Raw genomic sequence first — 22,142 nt, forward strand, 5'->3', positions numbered from 1 at the left:
GACCTCAACTCTTCCTGGGCCATATGGCAAACGATCGCTAACACTCAACGCGTGGATGACGAACGGCCGCGGCCTCGCTGCATGTTTCCACGAGTTCAACGCATGCTTCAATTGAGGCTCGCCTTCAGACCTACGAGCGTTCTGTTCGCCGAGAATGTTCCTCCGACCGGATCACTTCCGATATCTCGCTCGATGAACAGATAAGGTTTGAGCCACGAGATTTCTTTCGATAGTAAGTAGGACAGAGAAATTGTGGTGTATCGCAAGGTCTGTTTTCCCAGGGAGGGGGCCGCACTGACGTCCCAGTACGACTGAAATGCGCCAGTTATGGTAAAACGTTCACCAATCCAGCTAATATATGCTCCCGGAGCAAACGACGCCGAAAGGCCGACATAAGGCCCGTCACGATGACCGGTCTGCTGTCCCGCCGAAACAACCTGTTTGTTCTGGTAAAAATAGCCAAAAAGAGGAAAAATCTGATATGGCGTGACCAACGACTTGCCATCAGGCGCAATGATCGCTGTATTAGCTAGCTGGGGAATCACAAGCTGGTTTTGCAGCGTCACAATCGCGCTGCTTTGATGTTGAATTTGATCTCTACGTTCTCCTACTGTAATCGTCGACACTAGGCCAAGGCCTGTATCGCCCGTACCGAATTCGTGCGCAATACCGGCCTGTGCATCCCGAACATCTGTCTTTGGGTTAGACAAAGCATCTCGGTTAATCGAGTACGACAGGAATGGCTGATACGGGCTTAGTTCTGTTCCAGGAATAGGTAGAACGGGGGCCGCATATAGTATAGCCGCTTGCACGAGCGACGAATCGGATCCCTTGTTGCGTGCGAAGCTCAATATTGCAGGGTCTGTTCCGGGCTTGCTAAAGGTTCCCTGATTTCGAATCGAAAGTCGCTTCAACGACCACCACTCGTTATCCTTGCCAGCCTGTTGGGCGGACTTTGAACCCGCTTCCGATGTAGCTGCTGCGGACACCGGCCAGGCGGGCGCTGAAACGCGGCCTGAGGCAACGTCGTAACAATTTAGGCGAGCGCTGTCGTCCACAATATTTTTACAATCGTCCGCATAGACTAGCCCCGCGGCAGCCCAAAGCGTGATCGTAATTGCTAAATAATCTGATCTTAGCATTATGTCGGCTCTCCCGGAGGAATAGTTATAGAGCCGTGTCGGCAAACCAGTTTAATGTAGTCGCCGATGTTAGAAAGGTTGTCGAAATCTATCGGGCCGACGGTTTCCCACTCGACACCAATGGCGGGTGCGAAAGTCATATTCGTTCTATTGCACAAAACCGCAGGTAAAGTGAATCCCAAGTCCGATAGCTTGGTCTGAGCCTTTATTACTGCCCCATAGTGCTGAGGGATGTCAAGGCTCGGGGCGAATCCACTAAGGACTGAAATGCACAATTGCTTTACGACCGGATAGACAGCACTCACGTTCGCCTCCTTTTTTTGTTAAAAACATCCGAGGGGAATACGTACTATGATATGAAAAAAATTCGCGCTGACGCATGACGGAGTTTGGATCAGTATAGGAGCCGAAACGGGTAGTTCCCAGCTTTCAACGCCGAAGTATTTTTTATCGCACAATCCCAGGGTATGTATCGTCGCGCCCAAATCCTTTCAAATGCACGACAAATATATAACAGATGCCGAATTCGGTAAGCTTGATCAGCAGATTGGACGCGATGATTTAGATCTGATCGTGATCACCGATCCGGCGATCAATTGGAAATCTCAACCGTCCAGTCGCAGACGTTTGAGATGTCAGAGGCTCAATGGCGGGTGTCAGGTGCGTAGCCGCCGTTCGGCTGGCCACGTGTCGGATTTGACGAGCGGCTGGTAATGGCCGAACCCGGTCTGATGCCGATTGAATAAACCGCTGAGGCGCAATCCGCGTCGGGCGCAAGTCGACCCGTCACAGCCACGCGAAGTCTGTTTGCGAACGACTGCTACGCAGTGACAACGGGACTTCTCGGCTGCCCTGTCACCGGCTGCTGCCAAACGCATTGCTGCTTTTCGCCGAGCGAGTGCCAAATTTGTACAAGCACTTGCAGACCAGTTGCCACGGGACGAGCTGCGTCAATTCAGTTGATCAGTTCGACCTCGTCTTGTGCGAACCATCCGTACTGGAGGATGGCAGTGCGAGCCAGTACTGGGTCCGGCGAGTAGTAGACGATGGCCAAGCTCTTCTCGGCCCGGCTGCAGGTCACGTAAAACAAGCGGCGGGTGCGGTCCGAACCGGTCTCTCGGCCGGCGGCCTCATTTTCACGGTCCGCCTTTGACTTCTCCTTGGTACCGAAGAATTTGTCGTAGGCAAAAAGAAAACCTCGCGCCTCGTCGTCATTAATCACGACCAGTACTCGTGGGAACTCAAGCCCCTTGACACCCTGATGCGTCCCAAATTGCGATTGTCCTCGCGCGTACAAGTCGTAGCGCTCAATCTGGATCAGTGGTGCCTCAAGCGCTTTGCTCCATGCGCCCAGCTCAGGACTGGTGTCTTCGGCTTCTCCGTCCTCGGTGCGCTCCACCTGATCGCCCTGCCCTGCGTTGTCCTCGGCCGCTACAGCCTTGGCGTCACCGGAAACGAAGGGAGCCAGCGTGTCCGGTATGGAAAACAGACCCGTCTGCGCAACAAATTCGAGCACAGCCTGAGCGTCGATCTCCGGCTGTTCCGTGATCAGCGCCAGAAGCCCGTCGCACGCTGCCTTAGCCTTGCCGAGTTGTGCGACCTGATTCGATCCAGCCTCTTGAAGCGCTGCGCGATCCAGAAGGGGCGACGACGCTTTGATGATCGCAGTAGCTCCGAAGCGGTCGTTGGCACGAAGCGCCTTGATCAGCGGCAACACGTCCCTGATGAAGAATCCAAGACCTGCTCCGGCGCCTTGAAGCAGGCTTGTCCTGAGGTTGTCGATCGCCCAAAGCGGCTCGAAGAATTCCGCGAAACCGAATCGCCTGGCAGACATCAGGTGCTCAAGGGCGAGCGTCTTCACCGTGTCAGAGTTCTGCCAAGCTGGGTCACCAGCGATCGTCGCCATACGCTGATGTACTGCCGCTTCAATGGCGAAGGGGTCGGCGCCCGCTTGAGACGCGATGAAAACCCGGACCACACCCTTTTCAGCATCGCTGCGGGGGACCTGTTCCTCGCCATCAACATCGCGGCGGATACTGTTGATAACCTCAACGACGCGGGATGGGCACCGGTGGTTCATCCGCTTGCGAGGCACGGCCCACCTGGCCGGGATGGCCTTGTCCAACCGCTCTTTTCCGTCCGAGTAGATGCGCTGCATCATGTCGCCGAAAAGTCCCAGGCTGAAGCGGCCATGGAACTCTTCCTCCAGATGCAAGAAGGCGTCCATGAGCGCCTTGTTCGTGTCCTGGCTCTCATCAATGAGCAACACCGGACACCTGCTGACCAACATCCGCCGCAGTCCAGGTTTGCTGGTCAGGAAGGTCGCCGTCATAGCGATGACCTCCGAGTGGTTCAGAGAGTCGCGCGTTCGGTTGTCGTTGGTCGGGCTGTAGATGAACTTAACGATGGAATCCAGACGCGCCAAACGGCGACGTTTGCTCTCCATGGATCGAAGTCGTTCAACACCCGCTTTCGTGTTGGGGCGACCCTTCTTGTGCTGCTCCTCGAGCTCTGCAATCTCCTGTTCAAGGTTCTTGGCCACCCACTGACGGATGTCGGCGTTGTAGCCCTCGATCAGCGACCATGAGAAGGCATGAATCGTCATGACCTCGACGCGAGGATCGAATTCAAGGCGTTGCTTGATTTCGTCACAAGCGGCGTTGGTGTAGGTGATGACGCCAATCTTCTTGCCGGTCAGGGTAAGTTGCCGGCCGTGCTCGCCATCGATCGTCTTTCTGACGGCACTGACCAATGATCGCGTCTTCCCTGATCCAGCACCTGCATACAGGAAAAAACTTCTGGGATTGCCCAGGTCAAGACACGCAACGATTGTTGCGTCGGCCTCGGCATCGAATTGATCGTCGGCGGCCGTCATGGCTTCGCTCCCAGCCCCGAACTAGCGGCGGCGGTGACTGAAACGGCCGTGGCCGGCGCCGTCGTCAAGATTTCCACCTGCTTCTTCTTCATCTGTTCGAGCAGCCACTCCAGACCCTCGGCGATGTACTGCGGCACTTTCAGTTTGTTAAAGTCGTCCGCCATCAAGACGTCGAGAGCAAATTCGGCCTTTTTGCCGTCTTTGAGCGCGGTGTACATACTGGCACCGACCACGGCTGCACCGCCACCCTTGGCGATTGCAGCTCGAAACTTGGCGTTCAATCCCGGGCCCGCAAACGCAGCGAAGAAGGCCACGTTCTCGAACACCAGAGCGTCCTCAAAGGTGTAGGGGTAAGCAGTCTCCTTGGTGGTGGAGCCCGGCATCGTGACCTCGACGGGTGTTTGGTATGCCGCGCGCACCGCGAACAGCGTGTCGCCGGCATCCGTGATTGTCTTGGCCGCCGGTGTCGCGCTGATAAGAGCGTCGACGTCGTCCAGGGCTGGCACCCAGGTCTTTAGGGTGGCGTTGTTGGTTTTCTGGCCTGTGCCCAAAGCAGGTTGAACTGATGAGCCCCCTGTCGCTGCCAAGCTGTCCAGGTCGGTGACGATCAACGTCAGCAAGCCGAGATGATCGATCAGCGGGCGCAGGCGATGGGCGTGGCTACCGCCAATCTCTAGCAAGGTGACGTAACTCTGATGCAGCACCTTGTAGTGAGCTCGAATGAAGTTGGGGACGAGCATACGCTCAGCAGGTCCTTCGACGAGGATCGCTGCGTCGGCGAAGAATAGGTCGGCGTGCTGTGCACGCAAATACCGGGTGACAAAGCGCTCGGTCTCCGTGCCCTCCCCGAAGACTTGAGACAAATTAACCACCGTCGACACCGGCACCTTGGCCACCATGCCGGCCGGCAGTCTCCGGAAATACCGCAGGCTCGCGAAGGGCGTCTCATGTGCAACGTGACTCGAATGCGTGCTGACGATCAGTTGCGTACATAGTGCGTCGCTTTCCCCCAGCTCCGGGCGCCTACGCAGCACCTCGTACGCTTTCTTGATAAAGACTTGCTGCACCTGCGCATGCAAGTGAGCTTCAGGCTCCTCCACGAGAACCAGGTGAAGTGGTTCAATGCTTGCAGACTCGGAACTCTTGGACGCTTTACCCACGCGCATCCAGGCATCGCGAAAGCTCATCAGTCGGAAGATCATCGAAATGAGGTTCTGGTAACCCAGGCCGTTACTGCCCTCCGGCAACAGCAGGATGGGCGTAACCGCGCCGGCATCCGAAACCACGTCGACCTCGAAATTGACCGCCGCGCTGTGGTTCAATCCATCGATCGCACGCAAGCGTGTCGATACGCGCGGGCGCGGGTCGCTGACACCCGGATAGCCCAAGCCCGCCACCTCGGTAAAGCATTCATTGAAGCTTTCCATCAGCTTCAGGTCAAATGCATCCTCAGCCGCCTCCATGGCTTGCAGAGCCTCCAAGTCCGTGGGATCAGGCCCCTTTGCTGGATCCAGATGCTTGGCGTAGTAGCTTCGGAGTTGTTCCGAGAGCCGCGTACCGCCCGCCGAGGTTTGAAGCTCGCCTTCATCTTCGACCCCGTTCGGGACCTCGCCAAAGCCGCGTTGCGCAGGGATGTCATGCACCTTGATCAGACCATTGAAAGGATCGCCCTCGATCGGCAATGCCGCTGCCGGAAGCGATTGCGGCAAAGCCCGCAGCTTTTCAGGGTTGGCAAGTAGCGCTGGATCCAGCGGATAGGCCCGGATCATGAACATCGAGGTCAGCCGCTTGGTGAGGAAGTCGACCAAAGTTTCGGGCCAAACCGTCAACGTGGGTGAAGGCCCCGCGCCCGCAGCCTTGGCGGCTGCGGCAGCCGCAGCAGCTGCGCGCATGGCATTGGCTTCGGTGACCGCGGTGATGAACTCCTTGAACAGTGCATTGAGGTCTTTGGGCTCATAGCGCAGCCGCACTCCCATCCGTCCGCCGGTCCAGTCCATGAGCGGGACCAAATCTCGGACCCGGTGGACCTCGTCCTCCTTGACCTGCAACCACAGATCCAAGGCCGGCAGCGCTTGCACCCAAGGATCCACGGTGAGGTCAGCCACACCCCCCTCCTGGTTCGCCTTAAGCCATGCTTCGCCAATGTCCACGAGTACCGGCAAGTGGCACAACGTGAAGTCGTGGATCTCGAACGGACAGCGGCGAGGCGTTAGGAAGCGCCGTAGGGCCAACATAGCTGACGTCTTGCCGCTATTGTTCGCTCCGACGAACAGCGTCGTCTTGAGCGACAGATCCACGCGGGCCGACAACAGCTTCCTGAAATTTGCGATCTCGACTAATTCGATGTGCATTTCGCCCCCTTTGCATGAAATTTTTTGTAACGTCAATCGAAGCATGAAGCCACGGAGAGCTGGGGCAAGGTCTCGGAATCGTTTGCTGTTCTCGCCACTGTTCGACGTCATTTATTGAACGCAGCGTACATTCGAAGCCAAGAATCGAGCGACTTCATCAATTCGTTGCATCGACAGGTTGAATCCGAAGCCGAAACCGGACGGTCATTCGAGAAGACTGGATAGCGACGGATACTTCCTATTGAACGACATCATTCAGCATTACTTGCGCCTCCGACACAAGCTGCGAATATCGCCTCTGTACCGGCAAACGCTGTGCGAAACATTCCGGTCGCGTCTCCTCATCCACCCGCCCCGGCCCACAAGCCGCAATCCCCGGCACCTTCACCTCTCGCCAGAGGACATAAACCCTCTCCCCTTGCTTGACAGAGACCGCCAACGTATTCGGCCCCTCCGGCACCCCATCCTGGCTTTCCCCGAGCAGCAACGCTTTCACCACCGCATCGGCCGGCTTCCGCTTCACCGGCAACTCGGCAAACCGAAACGCCGCTGCATCGTCGGCGAACACATCCGTATAAAAGGTCTCGTTATCGAAGATAACGGCAACATCATCCGTCGACTTGATTCCCGCATCGGCCGTCTTCGCCCAAGCCTTCAAAAGCGGAACTGTCGTCACCAAAAGACTCGCATTCCCGTCATCCGACTTCAAGAATAGCCCATCCGGCCCGGGCGTCATCTCGCCGTCGGCGACAACGCTTTGCACGTTACTCGCTGCCTTCCCGGAAAACCCTCTCGCCCTGACTGTCCCGACAAGCTTAACCAGCCGCGCGTTCACCTCAGCGGTGTATTTCTTGTCCAGATCCGCCTGATCTTCCATCCGCGCCGCTGTAATCGTGTCAACGGCTTTCTTCCGATAGGCAAGATAAGAATCGGTCGGCGACGCAATCACCTTCGCCGCCACCGCGACGAGCACCGCCGCCCCCACCCCGATCTTCCATTTGGAAATGCGTTTCATTTTTATATGCGTTACCCAATCCCACGCAATCATGCAAAAACGGCTGCCGTGAATCCACGACAGCCGTCCCTCAGAAACGCCATATTCTAAATCGCGAATCAGACTTTACTCATCCACCTTGAAAGCCGACACCAGTCGGGTCAATTCCGCCGCCTGCTGCTTCAAGCTCGCTGCAGCCGCCGCGCTTTCCTCCACGAGCGCCGCATTCTGCTGCGTCATCTGATCGAGCGACTGCACCGCGTCCCCGATCTGATCAATCCCGGCACTCTGCTCCAGACTCGCCTCGGCGATCTCGCTCATCATCGCGCTCACGCCTTGAACCTGCGACACCACATCACGCATCACCTTCCCGGCCTCACTCACCAGCCGCGACCCGGTATTCACTGTCCCCGCGCTATGCTCGATCAGCGTCTTGATCTCCTTCGCCGCTTGCGCACTGCGCTGCGCCAGATTCCGCACCTCAGAAGCCACCACCGCAAACCCGCGCCCCTGCTCCCCGGCCCGCGCCGCTTCCACCGCCGCATTCAGCGCAAGAATATTCGTCTGAAACGAAATACTGTCGATCATCACGATGATCTCGGAGATCCGCTGCGACGCGTCGCTGATCTCCTGCATCGTGGTCACGACTTCGCCCACCACCTGTCCGCCGCGCGCCGCCGTATCGGCAGCACCATTGATCATCTTCGCGGCCGTCGTCGCCGTCTCGGTGTTATTCCGCACCACGGCCGTGATCTCTTCCATCGACGAAGCCGTGCGCTCCAGGTTGCTCGACTGCCCTTCGGTGCGTTCGCTGAGATCCGCATTCCCCGTCGCGATCTGCGCCGACCCGGTCGCAATCGACGAGGAAGCCGCGCGAATGCTGTGCACCAGCGTCGACAGCGACGACACGAACCGGTTGAACGCATCCGACAACTGCCCGATCTCGTCCTGGCTCTCGACCGTCATGCGGCGCGTCAGATCGCCTTGACCGCTGGCGATCTCCGAAAGCAGCGTCGCCGCGCGGCGGATCGGCGCGGCAATTGCACGACCCACCAGCCAGATCACGAGCAGTGCAACACCAAGCCCCACCACCGCCGCAACCAGCGCCGCGCTGCGAATGGCACGCGTCACCGGCCCGAGCAGCTCAGCCTGCGGCACCTCGACGACCACATACGCATTCAACTCCGGAATAAACGACGTCGCGATGAAACGCGCACCACCGTCACCGTTGTAACTCAGATACGCATACGGCTGCCCAGCCAGCAGCGTCGACGACGCATCGCCCGGCAACCCCTGTTGGTCTTTCATGAAATGCTTGCCGTCGATCAGCGACGAATCGCGATGCATCATGATCGCGCCGTCGGGACGCACGAGATACGCGAACCCGGTCTCGCCGATCCGGTAAGCAGCGATACCCTTCGCGAGCGCATCAACCGACAGGCTCATGCACGCAGCACCAATCGGCACACCATCAAGTTCAACACGGCTGTTGATGAACATCATGTAGCCGCCGACCGTCACCTCGCGGTCCATGTTCACGTCGAACGCCTTGCCGGACGACAGGAAGCCGGTCAGCCACTGATCCTTGTCGGTCACCTTCCGCTGCAGGCCGGATTCGTTGTAGTAGTTGCCACTCTTCACGGACACCCACTGCACCGACGCGGCCTTCTGCTCGTCCTTCACGTTCTTCGCGAGCTGGATCCAGTTGCGCGTGCCGGCATCGGGTTCGCCCTCAGCTTCCCATTGCAGCAGGAACGCATCGCGCGCGAGAATCCGCGACGCGGCGATCGGCCCGGCCATCTGCCGCTGCACGTCGGCGCGGATACCGTTCACGGCCGTCGGCAGTTCTTCGCGCACGACGCGATCGCGCACCGCGTTGCCGATCAGGCGGATGCTGAGCCCGCTCGAGATCGCGACGAACACGAGCAGGCAACTCGTCATGCTGAGAATCAGCTTGTTCTGTATGGAAAGCTTGCGCCAGAAATGCATGGGGAACCCTCGATAACCGCTCGGTCTGAGCCAGTTTGGGTTATCGGCATGCACGCGCAGAACCGCATCGCTGATTTCACATGCTCATCATGCGAGATTCGTTATGTTGTTGTCAGGCGGACATATGCGGCCGCTTATAGATGCGCGAACAACGAAAATTCAGCGGCAATCAGTATGCAACGAAGATCGTGACACGCCGGTTGCGCGCCCGCGCGGCGGCATCGTCGCCCGCGACGAGCGGCTGCGTATCGGCCCGCCCGATCGCCGCGAGCCGGTGCGGGGCGACGCCGCGCTCGGTCAGGTAGCGCACGACGCTCCCCGCGCGCGCCGACGACAGCTCCCAGTTCGATTCGTATTTCGCGTTCGCGATCGGCACGCTGTCGGTATGCCCTTCGACGAGAATGTCGCCGGTCGCGTGATCGCTCAGTGCCTGCGCGATTTGATTCAGCACGGGCGACGAATCGGGCAGCAGGCGCGCATCGCCGACATTGAACAGGATCTTCGCGTCGATGCCGATCTCGACGCCATGCGGCGCTTTCACGAGCGAGATCCGACCGTTCGACTTCAACGAATCGAGCAAGGCGAGCCACGGCGGCGCGTGCTCGGGCGTCACGGCAGCGGTAGCAGCAGTTGATGCACTCGCCGCGCTTTCGGCATGCCGCGCGAGCGTCTGATACCGCGCATCGAGCGCGTTGTATTTCGCGAGCTGGAGCACGTACAACGCGAGAAACAGCACCATCAGCGTCGTGATGAGATCCGCGTACGAAATCAGCCAGCGGCCCGATTGCGCGCCGTCGAGTTCGTCGTCGTCGCGATCGGTGGCGGATGCGCCGTCAGTTCGAGCAGTCATGCGATTGGCATTCCGGGTTCGTCGTATGACACCCGCGCATCACGCGAGCGATTCGACCGCGCGCCCGCGCACGTCGCCGGTCAGGCGCGTCTCGATCGTATGCGGCGATTCCTTGCGCGAGATCGCGAGCAAGCCGTCGAGATACAGCTTGCGAAACCGCAGCTCGCTGTCGATCTGCGCGCGCAGCTTGCCGTAAAGCGGCAGGAACACGAGGTTCGCGAATGCCAGCCCGTACAGCGTCGCGATGAACGCAACCGCGATGCCCGGCCCGAGTTGCGCCGGTTCGAGAATATGGCTCGTCACCTGCACGAGCCCGAGCACCGACCCGAGAATGCCGAACGTCGGCGCATACCCGCCCGCCTGCTGCCACACGCGCGCGGCGGCGAGGCGGCTGCGTTCGTAGGCATCGAGTTCGCGCTGCAACGCATCTTCGAGCACGGCGGTCGACACACCGTTCGCCAGCAGTTCGAGCCCGCGGCGCGCGAACGGATGGATGCCGCTCACGTCCATCGATTCGAACGCGAGCAACCCGTCGAGCTTCGCGCGGTCGCCCCATTCGAGCAGGTCGGACAGGTTCTTGCGATCGACCTCGCGTGCCCGCACGAACGCGAGCCGCAACTGCTTTACCGCGTCGAAGAAGCGCGCCCAGGTGTTCTGGATCATCACCGCGCCGAGCGTGCCGCCGAGCACGATGATGAGCGCCTCGAACTGGAACAGCATCGAGAAATGCCCGCCTTCCAGCGCGAAACCGAACACGATCGCCGCACCGCCCAACAGCACACCGGCCAGGGTCAACAGGTCCATGCGCGTCTCCTCGTCATGCGTCCGATGCCGATGCGACAGGCACGGCGCCCACCGCCGGCGCCTTCGCCGCGCGCACGGCATCCAGCACGCGCTGCTCGATATCCTCGATCTCGACCGGATCGAGCTTAAGCTCGCGGCGCATCACCCACGACACCTCGTTGCGCCGCGCCTCGGTCATCACGGAGAACAGCTTGTCGGCCACCGCGCGATCGTCGAGATTCGCGATCAGCTTCGCGAGATCGTACGTATCGAACGCGCTGATGACGTCGAACAGCGTGCGCTGGTCGATCGACACGAGATCCTCCAGCGCGCGCACCTCTCCGCGTCGCGCATTGCGACGCGAGAAATACGTCACGCCCTTCTGTTCGACGTAACTGAGCACCTTCGATTTGCGGAACGCGAACAACTCGTCGGCAATCTCGCCGTTCGACAGTTTGTTGAGCAGCATCGTCTTCTCGACACCGATCAGCGCTTCGAGATCGGCCAGCTCGATGAGTTCGAGTTCGCTGTTGATCGACAGGTCGAGATCGTGATCGGCCACCTGCTGCGCGCGATCGATCACGCGCGCCGCGTCGAACGTGACGACCTGGCGTGCATCCGACGACGCCGCATAGTCGACCGCCCCGCCCGCATGGTCCGCCTGCGCCGCTTCGATCGTGACGAGATTGAGCTTCTCCATGCGTCGCAGCATCGCGAGCACGTGCGGCCGCGAGTGGCCGGCAATCGCGCGGCATTTGCGGATCACGTCGGCGAGCGGCACCGAGGTTTCGGCCGCGTGGGCCTGCATCGGCCGGCGCGCCCAGGCGTCACCGCCATCGCGCGCTTCGGCGCCCGCCATCAACGACAGCACATGCGCATACGACAGCACGCCCGGCATGAAGTCGGCATGGGTGTAGGTGGCGAGCTGGTCGTCCTTGCGCTTCACGCGGCGGATCATCGTTCGCACGATGTGACGCAGCAGCGCCGATACACGCTCGATTTCGTCGTCGAGCATGCCGGCCGGCACGACCGTGAGCTGACAGAATGAAAGGGCCTTCGCGGTATGAGCACGCGGCTCGGCTGCGAGCAGCGCCGATTCACCGAAGAATTCGCCGCGGCCGAGTGTCGCGACGACGACGCGCTTGTCGTCGCATCGCGTCGACAGCTCGACCTTGCCGTCGGTGATCAGAAAGATGACGGGCTCGCCCGCAAAGCCCTCGGAGTAAATGATTTCCCCGGGCGCCGCTGTACGCGTCCACGATTGCTGACGATTCACGTCGATTCCCCTGCTGCGCTGATTTTTTCGGACTGCGCGTCGCACGTCGAAAGCATGTGATCGCGAGTCATCCCCGTGACTCGTTTACGTCAGCGGGCTCAACATCCTTTAGGGAATTCGTCCTCGTTTCGAATCGAAATCAAGGTAAAACGTTTGCGAGTCGCGCAGCCACAGCGGAAAGTTCATTTCGATGCCTGCGTGTGTAGTGCAATTGAAAGCGCCCAGCGATTCCGCGCGTCAGAACTCCATGTCGAGTTCGTCGATGTCTTCGTGCTCCGCCTTCGCCGCATCGATCCATTCCGTCACGAACGGATGCGCGAGCACCTGCATGCAGTACTCGGCGATATCGGGCTCGAGCTTCACGTCGTAGGTCAGGAAGCGCGTGACGACCGGCGCATACATCGCGTCGGCGATGCCGATCTCCGCACCGAACAGCCAGGGGCCGCCGTACGCGGCCAGGCACTCGCGCCAGATCGTCACGATCCGCTCGATGTCGTGCTGCGCGCGCGACCAGATGCGGAAGCCGGGGAAATGCGCGCGCAGGTTCATCGGCAACGCGGAGCGCAACGCGCTGAAACCGGAATGCATCTCGCCACAGATCGACCGGCAATGCGCGCGGGCTCGCCGGTCTTCCGGCAGCAGCCGCGCCTGCGGCCGGATTTCATTCAGGTATTCGGCGATCGCGAGCGTGTCCCATACCGTGTTGCCGTCGTGGGTGAGGCACGGCACGAGAATCGACGGCGACAGCAACAGCAACTCCGCGCGCGACGCGGCGTCGATCGGCACGCTGACCGTCTCGAACACGAGGCCGCTCAGCTTCGCGAGCAGCCAGCCGCGCATCGACCACGACGAGTAATTGCGGCTGCTGATGGTCAGCGTCGTCTGTCCTCCGGTGACTTCCATGTCGCTCCCCTGTTCAAAACCGTTCGTGCCCCTGCACCGAAACAGACGCCATGTGGCGCCACCCGCACCATGCCGGTGCCGCGCATTCGCCGAACTGGCGCAGCGCCGCACGCTGTCGCGTCACGTGCCGCACGACAGGCCGGCCGGGCAACGCATCGCGTGCGGCTGCCGTGTGTCGCGTGCCGCCTGCGTCGCCGCGTTTCCGAACCGCGTGCAACGCGCGTGCCAGCCGCAGGCTGGCACATCGCTTGCCTCGTTCCATGCAACGCGGCACAACGAGCGACAGCCATGAATCTGCTTGCCTATCCGTTCTATCAATGGTCTGCAGAATGCACGCGCCCGGCGCGCGCATGGGCCGCCGCCGCACGCGCGACGATGTCGCTATGGCCGCCCGCCACCGCGACCCCGACCGGCCGCATGCTCGACGCGCTGTGCGAACTGCTCGAATGCTGCGCGTTCTCGCATCGGCGTCCGCCGTTCGGCATCGCGTCGATCGTCGTCGACGGGGAAGCGGTGCCGATCGTCGAGGAAGCCGCCGCGGGCACACCGTTCGGCACGCTGCTGCATTTCCGCAAGGCGCGGCCGGTGGCGCGCCAGCCGCGCGTGCTGATCGTCGCACCCATGTCCGGGCATTTCGCGACGCTGCTGCGCGGCACCGTGCACACGATGCTCGCCGACCACGACGTGTACATCACCGATTGGCACAACCCGCGCGACATCCCGCTGACGGCCGGACGGTTCGGCTTCGACGAATACGTCACGCACGTGATCGACTTCATCCACCAGATCGGCCCGGATGCGCACGTGCTCGCGATCTGCCAGCCGACCGTCGCCGCGCTTGCAGCAGTTTCGTTGATGGCGGCCGGCGGCGATCCAGCGCAGCCCGCGAGCCTGACGCTGATGGCAGGCCCGATCGATTGCCGCGTGAATCCGACGAAGGTCAACGCGCTCGCGACGAGCCAGCCGATCGAATGGTTCGCGCGCAACCTGATCAGCGTCGTGCCGGCCGGCTTCGTCGGTGCGCAGCGCTGCGTGTATCCGGGCTTCGTGCAGGTGGGCGCGTTCATGTCGATGAATCCCGATCGCCATGCGGCATCGTTCGCCGATCTGTATTACGAACGCGCGAAGGGCGACCCGGCAAAAGCCGACACGCTGCGGCACTTCTACGACGAATACTTCGCAACCGCCGATCTCACCGCGGAGTTCTATCTGGAAACCGTCGAGAAGGTGTTCCAGCAATACGCACTCGCGCGTGGCGAGCTGACGGTCGGCGACCGGCTCGTCGAGCCGGCGGCGATTCATCGCACCGCGCTGTTGACGATCGAAGGCGAGAAGGACGATATCTGCGCGGTCGGCCAGACGGTGGCCGCGCAGGAGCTGTGCTCGGGGTTGCCGCCGTACCTGAAGACGCACCACGTGCAGACGGGCGCGGGTCACTACGGCGTGTTCAACGGCAGCCGCTGGGAAAAGCAGATCTATCCGATCGTGCGCGCGACGATCCACGACAACGAGCCATACGATCGTACTGCCGATGCAGACGGTCACGCGGACGGCACGCACTACGTGACGCTGCGCGCGCTGCTCGACGCCCGCGCAACCGCGCCCGATGCAGCGACCGACACGCAATCGCAGCTCGCCCACTGAAGCCGGACGGCGCTGAAAATGAAACGCCCCGCCGGGGGTGGCGGGGCGTGAGGTGCGGCAGCGTGCCGACGACGCGCGAGGGAGCGGCCTCGCGCGTCAGCCTGCGTTACGAACAGGCCTTGCCGTGCGACGCGTGGTAGCCCTTCGCCTTCGCGTCGGCTTCCGACATGTAGCTGCCGTGCTTCGTCTTGCCGTAGTACTTGTCGGTCGAGCAGTGGTAGACCTTCGTGCTGTCATTGGCCCATACCTTGCCCGCGCCGCCGCCCGGCGCTGCCGCCGCGGTCGTCGCTGCCGCGCTCTTCGCCGGCGCGGTGCCCGATGCCGGGGCTGCGGAGGCTGCCGTTGCCGGCGCTGCGGCCGGTGCGCTCGCGGCTGCCGCCGACGATGCGCCGTACCAGGTCTTCACACCCTTGTGGCCCGCGCACGCGCCCTTCTTCGATGCGCCCGAGTAGAACGAGCCGTCCTTGCACAGACCGGTCGTGCCGGCCGGCGCGCTGGCCGGAACCTGCGCGAACGCACCGATCGACATACCCATGCCGGCGACCAGCGCGGCGATCAACATCGTCTTTTTCATAGTCCTCTCCTGATTTGCCTGAATGAAGCATGCGTTCCGGGTAGTCCCGGGAAAGTCGCGGTTACCGCACCCAGCGGCACACGCGATGGTGGTGATGATCGAAATGACACACACGGTGCGAATGCGCTTCGGCCAGTGCCGGAGCAAGAACGGCACATGCCACTGCGGTGGCCGTCAGGATCTTCGCGATGCGCTTCATGAAACTCTCCCGGGTAACTCAACCGGTGATCCGGCTGGTACTTCCTTAACGCCGGTCGTCGACTAGCCGTGCACCGCATCCACGCGCAATTGACGATCTTTGACATCGCGGCGCCGTCAACGCAGCGAAGCTGACGAATGTCTTTCTTTTCTTTCTGGATCTTCAGCTTCGCGACCTTTCGGAATTCGAAAGAATGTGAAGGAGGGAAAGCGGTTCGCACGGAAACCTCCGTGGAACGCGCAAGAAAAAACCGCCACGAAGGCGGTTTGTCACAAACAGGCGTAAGGACGATGCACGCGAAAGCACGGCGGCAACTACGCCCCCGCCTCGCCCCACGGTGTCGGCGGCGGCACCGCACACGGACCTTCGACGTCGATCGACTTGAAATCGGCGGGCCCGACGATCTCCAGGTACTCCATGTCCGGCGAGTAGTCGAACAGATAGTGGACGATCCCCGGCGCCTGGTGCACGCAGTCGCCGGCCGCCACCAGCGTTTCCTGGTCGCCGTACATGAAGCGCGCCCACCCCTTCAGCATGATCACGATATGGAACTCGGCCTCGTGACGGTGCCAGCCGGTGCCCGCCTCCGGTGCATGATTCGCCCTGACGAGTTGCGCGACGACCTTGCCGTTCGTCGCGGCCGCGATGCCGAGATCGCGATACAGGAAGAAGTCGCGCAGGCCTTCGCCGCGATACGCGGTGTCCTGCGGCTTCACATGGGAAAAGGCGGTGGTGGTCGGTGTGCTCATCGCGGTGCTCCTTCATTGAAAGGATCCCGCGTGACAAGCATTTAGTGTTCCAGTATGCGACGTCGCGGATGATGCGCGACGCCGCCGCCCGCTTACTTCAACCGCCCCGACAGAAACTGCCCGAGCCGTTCGCTCTTCGGATTCACGAGAATCTCCTGCGGATTCCCTTCCTCCTCGATCTTCCCCTGATGCAGGAAGATCACGTGATTCGACACGTTGCGTGCGAAACCCATCTCGTGCGTGACGACGACCATCGTGCGGCCTTCCTCGGCGAGCTTCTGCATCACCTTCAGCACTTCGCCCACCAGCTCCGGATCGAGCGCCGACGTCGGCTCGTCGAACAGCATCACTTCCGGCTCCATCGCGAGCGCGCGCGCAATGGCCACGCGCTGCTGCTGGCCGCCCGACAGGTGCGACGGATACATGCCCTCGACGCGCGGCGCGAGGCCGACCTTCTCCAGGTACTTGCGCGCCCGCGCGATCGCTTCGTCCTTGCTGACGCCGAGCACGGCCATCGGCGCTTCGATGATGTTCTCGAGCACCGTCATGTGGGCCCACAGGTTGAAGTGCTGGAACACCATCGACAGCTTCGTGCGCATCCGCTGCAGCTGCTTCTGGTCGGCCACGCGCAGCGAGCCATTGCGGTCGCGCGTGGTCTGGATCGGCTCGCTGCCGATCGTGATCTGCCCGGAGCACGGCTGCTCGAGGAAGTTGATGCAGCGCAGGAACGTGCTCTTGCCGGAGCCGCTCGAGCCGATGATGCTGATCACGTCGCCGGCCTTCGCCTTCATCGACACGCCCTTCAACACCTCGTTGTCGCCGAACTTCTTGTGCAGGTTGTCAACGGTAAGCTTGTACATGCTGGGTCCTTCCTTGCGAATCTTGCGAATGCGTTAATGGCCGCGCGGCGAGAGGTACGCGAGCCAGCGCGTCTCGAGCTTGCGGAACGCCCAGATGAGCGTGAACACGACGGCGGCGTACAGCACGGCCGCGATGCCGTAGGCCTGGAACGACATGTAGGTCGCCGAATTGACGTCGCGCGTGATCTTCAGGATGTCGGGCACGGTCGCGGTGAACGCGAGCGTCGTCGCGTGCAGCATCAGGATCACTTCGTTGCTGTAGCTCGGCAGCGAGCGGCGCAGCGCGGACGGCAGGATGATCCGCGTATAGAGCTTGAAGCGCGACATCCCGTAGGCCATGCCTGCCTCGATCTCGCCGGCCGACGTCGCCTTGATCGCGCCCGCGAAGATCTCGGTGGCATACGCGCATTCGTTCAGCACGAACGCGAGCAGCGTGCAGTTCATCGCGTTGCGGAAGAACGTGTCGAGCAGCACGTGGTTGTGCACGACCTGCAGGCTGTAAATGCCCGTGTAGCACATCAGCAGCTGCACGTAGAGCGGCGTGCCGCGGAACACGTACGTATAGAGCCACACCGGGCCGGAGATCCAGCGGTTCGACGATGCGCGCGCGATCGCGAGCGGCACGGCGAGCGCGAAGCCCAGCGCGATCGACACGACCAGCAGCCACAGCGTGATCGCGAGGCCGCTGAAACGGTAGCCGTCGGTGTAGAGATAGCTTTGCCAGTACTGGCTGACGAGTTCGATCACAGTGCGAGCCTCCGGACGCCGACGGAATAACGCTTCTCGAGGTGATGCAGCACGACGTTGGACACCGTCGTGATCGCGAGGTAGATCGCGCCTGCAGCCAGCGTGAAGAAGAAGAAATCGAGCGTGCTCTTGCCGGCGTCCTGCGACGCCTTGACGACGTCGGCGAGGCCGATGATCGACACGAGCGCGGTGGCCTTCACGAGCACCTGCCAGTTGTTGCCGATGCCGGGCAGCGCGAAGCGCATCATCTGCGGGAACAGGATGCGGTGGAACACGCGCCAGCCGCTCATCCCGTACGCGAAGCCCGCTTCGAGCTGGCCGCGCGGCACCGCGAGAAATGCGCCGCGGAACGTCTCGGTGAAGTACGCGCCGTAGATGAAGCCGAGCGTGATGACGCCGGCCACGAACGGGTCGATGTCGATCTGGTCCCAGCCGAGCATGTCGGTGACGTTGTTCAGCAGGATCTGGATCCCGTAAAACAGCAGCAGCATCAGCACGAGGTCCGGCACCGCGCGGATCAGCGTCGTGTAGAAGGTGCCGATCGACTTGAGCATGCGGTTCGTCGACAGTTTGGCGCTCGCGCCGATGAGGCCCAGCACGAGCGACGCCGCGAGCGACAGCACCGCGAGCTTCACGGTTTCCACCGTGCCGGCCCACAACAGCGGGCCAAATCCTTGGAAGATCATATGAGGGATCCAGAACGATGTGGCTGGATTGTCAATAGCCATTACCCGGGCATCAAACGATATCTACGCACTACCTGATGCAGCCTGCTCATCAAGTCGAACGCATCACGCGAAGCGGGCTGCACCCACGACAGACGCGGCACGCACCGCAATCGATGCGCGCCGCATGGAAGATCAGCCGCCGTAGACGTCGAACGCGAAGTACTTCTTCTCGAGCTTCTTGTACGTGCCGTCCTTGATGATGTCGGCGATCGCGTGGTCGATCTTCGCCTTCAGGTCGGCGTCGTCCTTGCGCAGCCCGATGCCGGCGCCGTTGCCGAGCGTCTTCGGATCGTCGATGTCCTTGCCGGCGAATGCGAAGTTCGCGCCGCGCGGCGTCTTCAGGAAGCCGATGTCGGCCTGCACCGCGTCCTGCAGCGCCGCGTCGAGGCGGCCCGACATCAGGTCCTGGTACACGCCGTCCTGGTTCTGGTAAGGCACGACCTGCACGCCCTTCGGCGCCCAGTAGGCCTTCGCGTAGGTTTCCTGGATGGTGCCCTGCTCGACACCCACCGACTTGCCCTTCAGCGAATCGGCCGTCGGCTGCAGGTTCGCGCCCTTCTTCGTGACGAGACGCGTCGGCGTGTTGAACAGCTTGTCGGAGAACGCAATCTGCTCGGCGCGCGCCGGCGTCATCGACATCGACGACAGCACGCCGTCGAACTTCTTCGCCTTCAGCGCGGGAATCATCCCGTCGAAGTCGTTCTCGATCCACACGCATTTCGCCTTCAGGCGGGCGCAGATTTCGTTGCCGAGATCGACGTCGAAGCCGACGACCTTGCCGCTTGCGTCCTTCGATTCGAACGGCGGATAGCTGGCGTCGACGCCGAACCGGATCGTCGACCAATCCTTGGCGTGGGCACCGACCGCGATGCAGGCAAGGGCAATACTGAGCGCGAGTTTCTTCATGGCGTTCCTGTCAGAGGCGAACTGGGCCGGGTTCCGTCGGGCAGCGCCGCCGTGAACCCTTCCAACCCGGAAGCCGCCCGTTCCGGCTACGCTCCAAGTTGTACATACAACTTTGCCTTTTCGGAGGGTGCGCCAGCAATCCGTGTTTATCTCTAATTGTCGGATCAATAGGATCGTGTGTCGCAAATTTCCTTATATTTCAATTAATTGCGAATTACATCGAGCTAAACAACCGCTTTCTCCGCGCGCCGGCGCACGGCCGGGAGCGGGATTTCAGTTGTCTAGACCTGCCGATGCCGCACCACGCGGCCCGTCCGCCATGCCGACCGTTTCCAGACCGACCAGCCGGTAGCCGAACTGCAACTCCGTCAGCAGGTGCCGCGGCCGCGCCGGCACCGGTTCGAGCTTCTGCCGCAGGTTCGTCATGTACACGCGCACGTAATGCGCGCGGTCCGCATCATGGATGCCCCACACCTCCGCCAGCAATTGCCGCGCGGCGATCACGCCGCCCCGCGCGCGAATCAGCGCGGCGAGCAGCCGGAATTCGAGGCGCGTCAGGTGGACCGGCTCGCCGCCGCGCGCGACTTCGTGCTTGCCGAGATCGACGGTCACGTCGCCGAACCGCACGATCGACGACGATTGCCCGTCGGCCGATACGAACGCCGCGCGCCGCAACTGCGCGCGTGCCCGCGCGAGCAGTTCGGGCACGCCGAACGGCTTCGGCAGGTAATCGTCCGCGCCCGCATCGAGCGCCGCGACCTTCTCCACTTCCTGCTGTCGCGCCGACAGCACGATCACCGGCACCGTCGACCACTCGCGCAGCGCGCGGATGAAGGTCTTGCCGTCGTCGTCCGGCAGCCCGAGATCGACGATCACGAGATCGGGCTTGCTGCTCGACGCATACATCCGCGCCTCGCGGGCCGTCGATGCCTCGCAGGTGTCGAGCCCTTCCTGTTCCAGCGCCATCCGCACGAAACGGCGAATGTCCGATTCGTCCTCGACGATAAGTACGCGCGATCTGATCATGTCCGGCTCTCGTGTTCGATATCGGGCGGCGCGCCCAGTGGCAGGCGAATCTCGAACCGCGCGCCGTGCGGATCGAGCGGCACCGCGCGGATCGACCCGCCGTGCGCGTTGACGATGCTGCGGCACAGCGCGAGCCCGAGCCCGACGCCGCTGATCGACGATTCCTTGCGTTCGCGCTCGAACGGCTCGAACAGCGGCTCGGTGTTGCGGGCGATGAAGCCGGGGCCGTCGTCCTCGACGAACACGTACAGCGTTTCGCCGAACACGCGCGCCCGCACCGCCACGGCCGCGTCCGTGCCCGCATATTTCGACGCGTTGTCGAGCAGGTTCATCAGCACGCGCTCGATCAGCAGCGCGTCGACGTCGATCAGCGGCAGGTCGGCCGGCAAGTCGGTGCTCACGTCGCGGCCGGCCAGCACGCCGGCCGAATGCGCGAGCGCGCTGCCGACGATCTCGTCGAGCATGTGCCATTCGCGATTCAGCCGCACACCCTCGCTCTGCATGCGCGCGAGGTCGAGCAGGTTCACGACGAGCCCGTGCAGCGCCTCGGCCTGGTTGCGGATGCCGTGCGCGAGCGCCGCCGGCTGCCCGTCGGCCAGCCGCTCGGGCCGCTCCAGTGTCTCGGCGAGCCCGCGGATCGCGGTCAGCGGCGTCTTCAGGTCGTGCGACACCGCGGCGAGCAGCGCGTTGCGCAGCCGCTCGCCTTCGATGCGGATCAGCGTGTGCTGCGCGACGCCGACGTAGTGCACGCGTTCGAGCGCCATCGCAATCGACGAGCACAATGCGTCGATCAGGCGGCGATCGTCGGGGTCGGTGGGCACCGGCTGCGTGTCACCGAACAGCACGAGCACGCCGCGCACACGCATCGGCGCCTTCAGCGGCAGGTACTGCGCGGCCGCGCGCTCGAACGGCGGCAGCCCGCCCCCCGCGCCACGTGCATTCTCGTAGACCCAGCGGGCAATCGGTGCTTCGACGAACCGGGCGTGCTGCGCCTGCTTCAGGTGATCATCCGCATCCGGCAATACGAGCGCGACGCGCACGCCCAGCAGCGGCGCGATCGTGCCGGTGCAGATCGAGGCAATCTGCTCGGTCTCGATCGCCGCCGACAGATCATGCGCGACCCGGGCCAGCGCCGCCGAGCGCTTCTCGTTCGCGCGCGCGGCCCGCGCCTCCGCGCGCAGGCGCGCCGCGAGCTGGCCGATCGCGAGCGCGACGGCCAGCATCAGCGCGAACGTGAACACGTACTGCGTATCGGACACCGCGAACGACAGCCTCGGCTCGACGAAGAAGAAGTCGAAGCAGCCGACGCACACGAACGCGGCCCACGCGCCGGCGAGCCGGCCGAGCCGCAGCGCGATCACCACGACGGTCATCAGGAACAGCATCACGACGTTCGACAGGTCGAACACGCGCAACAGCGCGCTGGCCGCGAGTGTTGCCAGCGCGCACACGAGCGTGGCGAGCAGCAGCGGCACCGCGTACCGCGACACCCATACGTGCGTGCGCGGGTGCGCTTCGCGCACGGCCAGCGTCGGCTGCGTGTCGG

Annotated in this window: 19 protein-coding genes; 1 reads left to right on the forward strand and 18 read right to left on the reverse strand. The window is 62.3% G+C overall.

All coding sequences use genetic code 11. The annotated features are described in order from the left end of the window. Positions 1-107: 107 nt before the first annotated feature. The 9 genes from G3N98_RS06725 to G3N98_RS06765 all read right to left on the reverse strand — a co-directional run bounded on the left by G3N98_RS06725 (position 108) and on the right by G3N98_RS06765 (position 13,163). Entirely contained in the window at positions 108-1,142 is a 1,035-nt protein-coding gene (locus G3N98_RS06725; RefSeq protein WP_206147698.1) for a hypothetical protein, read from the reverse strand. 955 nt (positions 1,143-2,097) lie between these two features. Beyond that, positions 2,098-4,017: a UvrD-helicase domain-containing protein gene (locus G3N98_RS06730; RefSeq protein WP_206147699.1), complete on the reverse strand. Its 1,920-nt coding sequence runs from the start codon at positions 4,015-4,017 to the stop codon at positions 2,098-2,100. After that, the gene (locus G3N98_RS06735) at positions 4,014-6,368 is read right to left on the reverse strand and encodes an AAA family ATPase (RefSeq protein ID WP_206147700.1); all 2,355 of its coding nucleotides are present in this window, start codon (positions 6,366-6,368) and stop codon (positions 4,014-4,016) included. The genes G3N98_RS06730 and G3N98_RS06735 overlap by 4 nt, the downstream gene beginning before the upstream one ends. A 238-nt stretch (positions 6,369-6,606) precedes the next feature. Then, complete coding sequence (locus G3N98_RS06740; protein WP_206147701.1) at positions 6,607-7,383, reverse strand: hypothetical protein; 777 nt, start codon at positions 7,381-7,383, stop codon at positions 6,607-6,609. Positions 7,384-7,488: 105 nt separating this feature from the next. Continuing rightward, positions 7,489-9,351 (reverse strand): methyl-accepting chemotaxis protein, encoded by a 1,863-nt coding sequence (locus G3N98_RS06745; protein ID WP_124647824.1) that lies wholly within the window; start codon positions 9,349-9,351, stop codon positions 7,489-7,491. 169 nt (positions 9,352-9,520) lie between these two features. Then, positions 9,521-10,201: an OmpA family protein gene (locus G3N98_RS06750; RefSeq protein WP_206147702.1), complete on the reverse strand. Its 681-nt coding sequence runs from the start codon at positions 10,199-10,201 to the stop codon at positions 9,521-9,523. 39 nt (positions 10,202-10,240) lie between these two features. After that, positions 10,241-11,005 carry a flagellar motor protein gene (locus G3N98_RS06755; protein WP_206147703.1) on the reverse strand — a complete coding sequence of 255 codons (765 nt, stop codon included), beginning with the start codon at positions 11,003-11,005 and terminating at the stop codon, positions 10,241-10,243. A 13-nt stretch (positions 11,006-11,018) separates the two neighbouring features. Further along, a complete protein-coding gene (locus G3N98_RS06760) occupies positions 11,019-12,260 on the reverse strand; it encodes a cyclic nucleotide-binding domain-containing protein (protein ID WP_206147704.1) in 1,242 nt (413 codons plus the stop codon). 237 nt (positions 12,261-12,497) lie between these two features. Further along, positions 12,498-13,163, reverse strand: coding sequence for a glutathione S-transferase family protein (locus tag G3N98_RS06765; protein WP_089474347.1), 666 nt, complete (start codon positions 13,161-13,163; stop codon positions 12,498-12,500). A gap of 288 nt (positions 13,164-13,451) precedes the next feature. Here G3N98_RS06765 and phaZ point away from each other — a divergent pair, with 288 nt between their 5' ends. Beyond that, positions 13,452-14,807: a polyhydroxyalkanoate depolymerase gene (gene phaZ / locus G3N98_RS06770; protein ID WP_206147705.1), complete on the forward strand. Its 1,356-nt coding sequence runs from the start codon at positions 13,452-13,454 to the stop codon at positions 14,805-14,807. A 106-nt stretch (positions 14,808-14,913) separates the two neighbouring features. Here the strand turns inward: phaZ and G3N98_RS06775 are convergent, their stop codons facing one another. The 9 genes from G3N98_RS06775 to G3N98_RS06815 all read right to left on the reverse strand — a co-directional run. Next, positions 14,914-15,381, reverse strand: coding sequence for a DUF3761 domain-containing protein (locus G3N98_RS06775; RefSeq protein WP_089432284.1), 468 nt, complete (start codon positions 15,379-15,381; stop codon positions 14,914-14,916). A 61-nt stretch (positions 15,382-15,442) separates the two neighbouring features. Further along, a complete protein-coding gene (locus G3N98_RS06780) occupies positions 15,443-15,580 on the reverse strand; it encodes an HHHH-motif protein (protein WP_167347852.1) in 138 nt (45 codons plus the stop codon). 314 nt (positions 15,581-15,894) lie between these two features. Further along, positions 15,895-16,329 (reverse strand): cupin domain-containing protein, encoded by a 435-nt coding sequence (locus tag G3N98_RS06785; RefSeq protein ID WP_089428130.1) that lies wholly within the window; start codon positions 16,327-16,329, stop codon positions 15,895-15,897. A gap of 92 nt (positions 16,330-16,421) precedes the next feature. Further along, positions 16,422-17,189, reverse strand: a complete 768-nt coding sequence (locus G3N98_RS06790; protein ID WP_041493635.1) for an ATP-binding cassette domain-containing protein — start codon at positions 17,187-17,189, stop codon at positions 16,422-16,424. Positions 17,190-17,222: 33 nt separating this feature from the next. Further along, positions 17,223-17,936 carry an ABC transporter permease gene (locus G3N98_RS06795; RefSeq protein WP_089428131.1) on the reverse strand — a complete coding sequence of 238 codons (714 nt, stop codon included), beginning with the start codon at positions 17,934-17,936 and terminating at the stop codon, positions 17,223-17,225. Next, positions 17,933-18,622, reverse strand: a complete 690-nt coding sequence (locus G3N98_RS06800; protein ID WP_089428132.1) for an ABC transporter permease — start codon at positions 18,620-18,622, stop codon at positions 17,933-17,935. Before G3N98_RS06800 ends, G3N98_RS06795 begins: the two co-directional genes overlap by 4 nt. A 174-nt stretch (positions 18,623-18,796) precedes the next feature. Then, positions 18,797-19,570 (reverse strand): ABC transporter substrate-binding protein, encoded by a 774-nt coding sequence (locus tag G3N98_RS06805; protein ID WP_206147706.1) that lies wholly within the window; start codon positions 19,568-19,570, stop codon positions 18,797-18,799. A gap of 273 nt (positions 19,571-19,843) precedes the next feature. Further along, entirely contained in the window at positions 19,844-20,596 is a 753-nt protein-coding gene (locus G3N98_RS06810) for a response regulator (protein WP_206147707.1), read from the reverse strand. Beyond that, the coding region (locus tag G3N98_RS06815) for a DUF4118 domain-containing protein (protein WP_206147708.1) at positions 20,593-22,142 on the reverse strand (1,550 nt) is incomplete at its 5' end. The genes G3N98_RS06810 and G3N98_RS06815, both read right to left, overlap by 4 nt.

This window comes from Burkholderia sp. Tr-20390 (assembly GCF_017104595.1).
GTDB lineage: Bacteria > Pseudomonadota > Gammaproteobacteria > Burkholderiales > Burkholderiaceae > Burkholderia.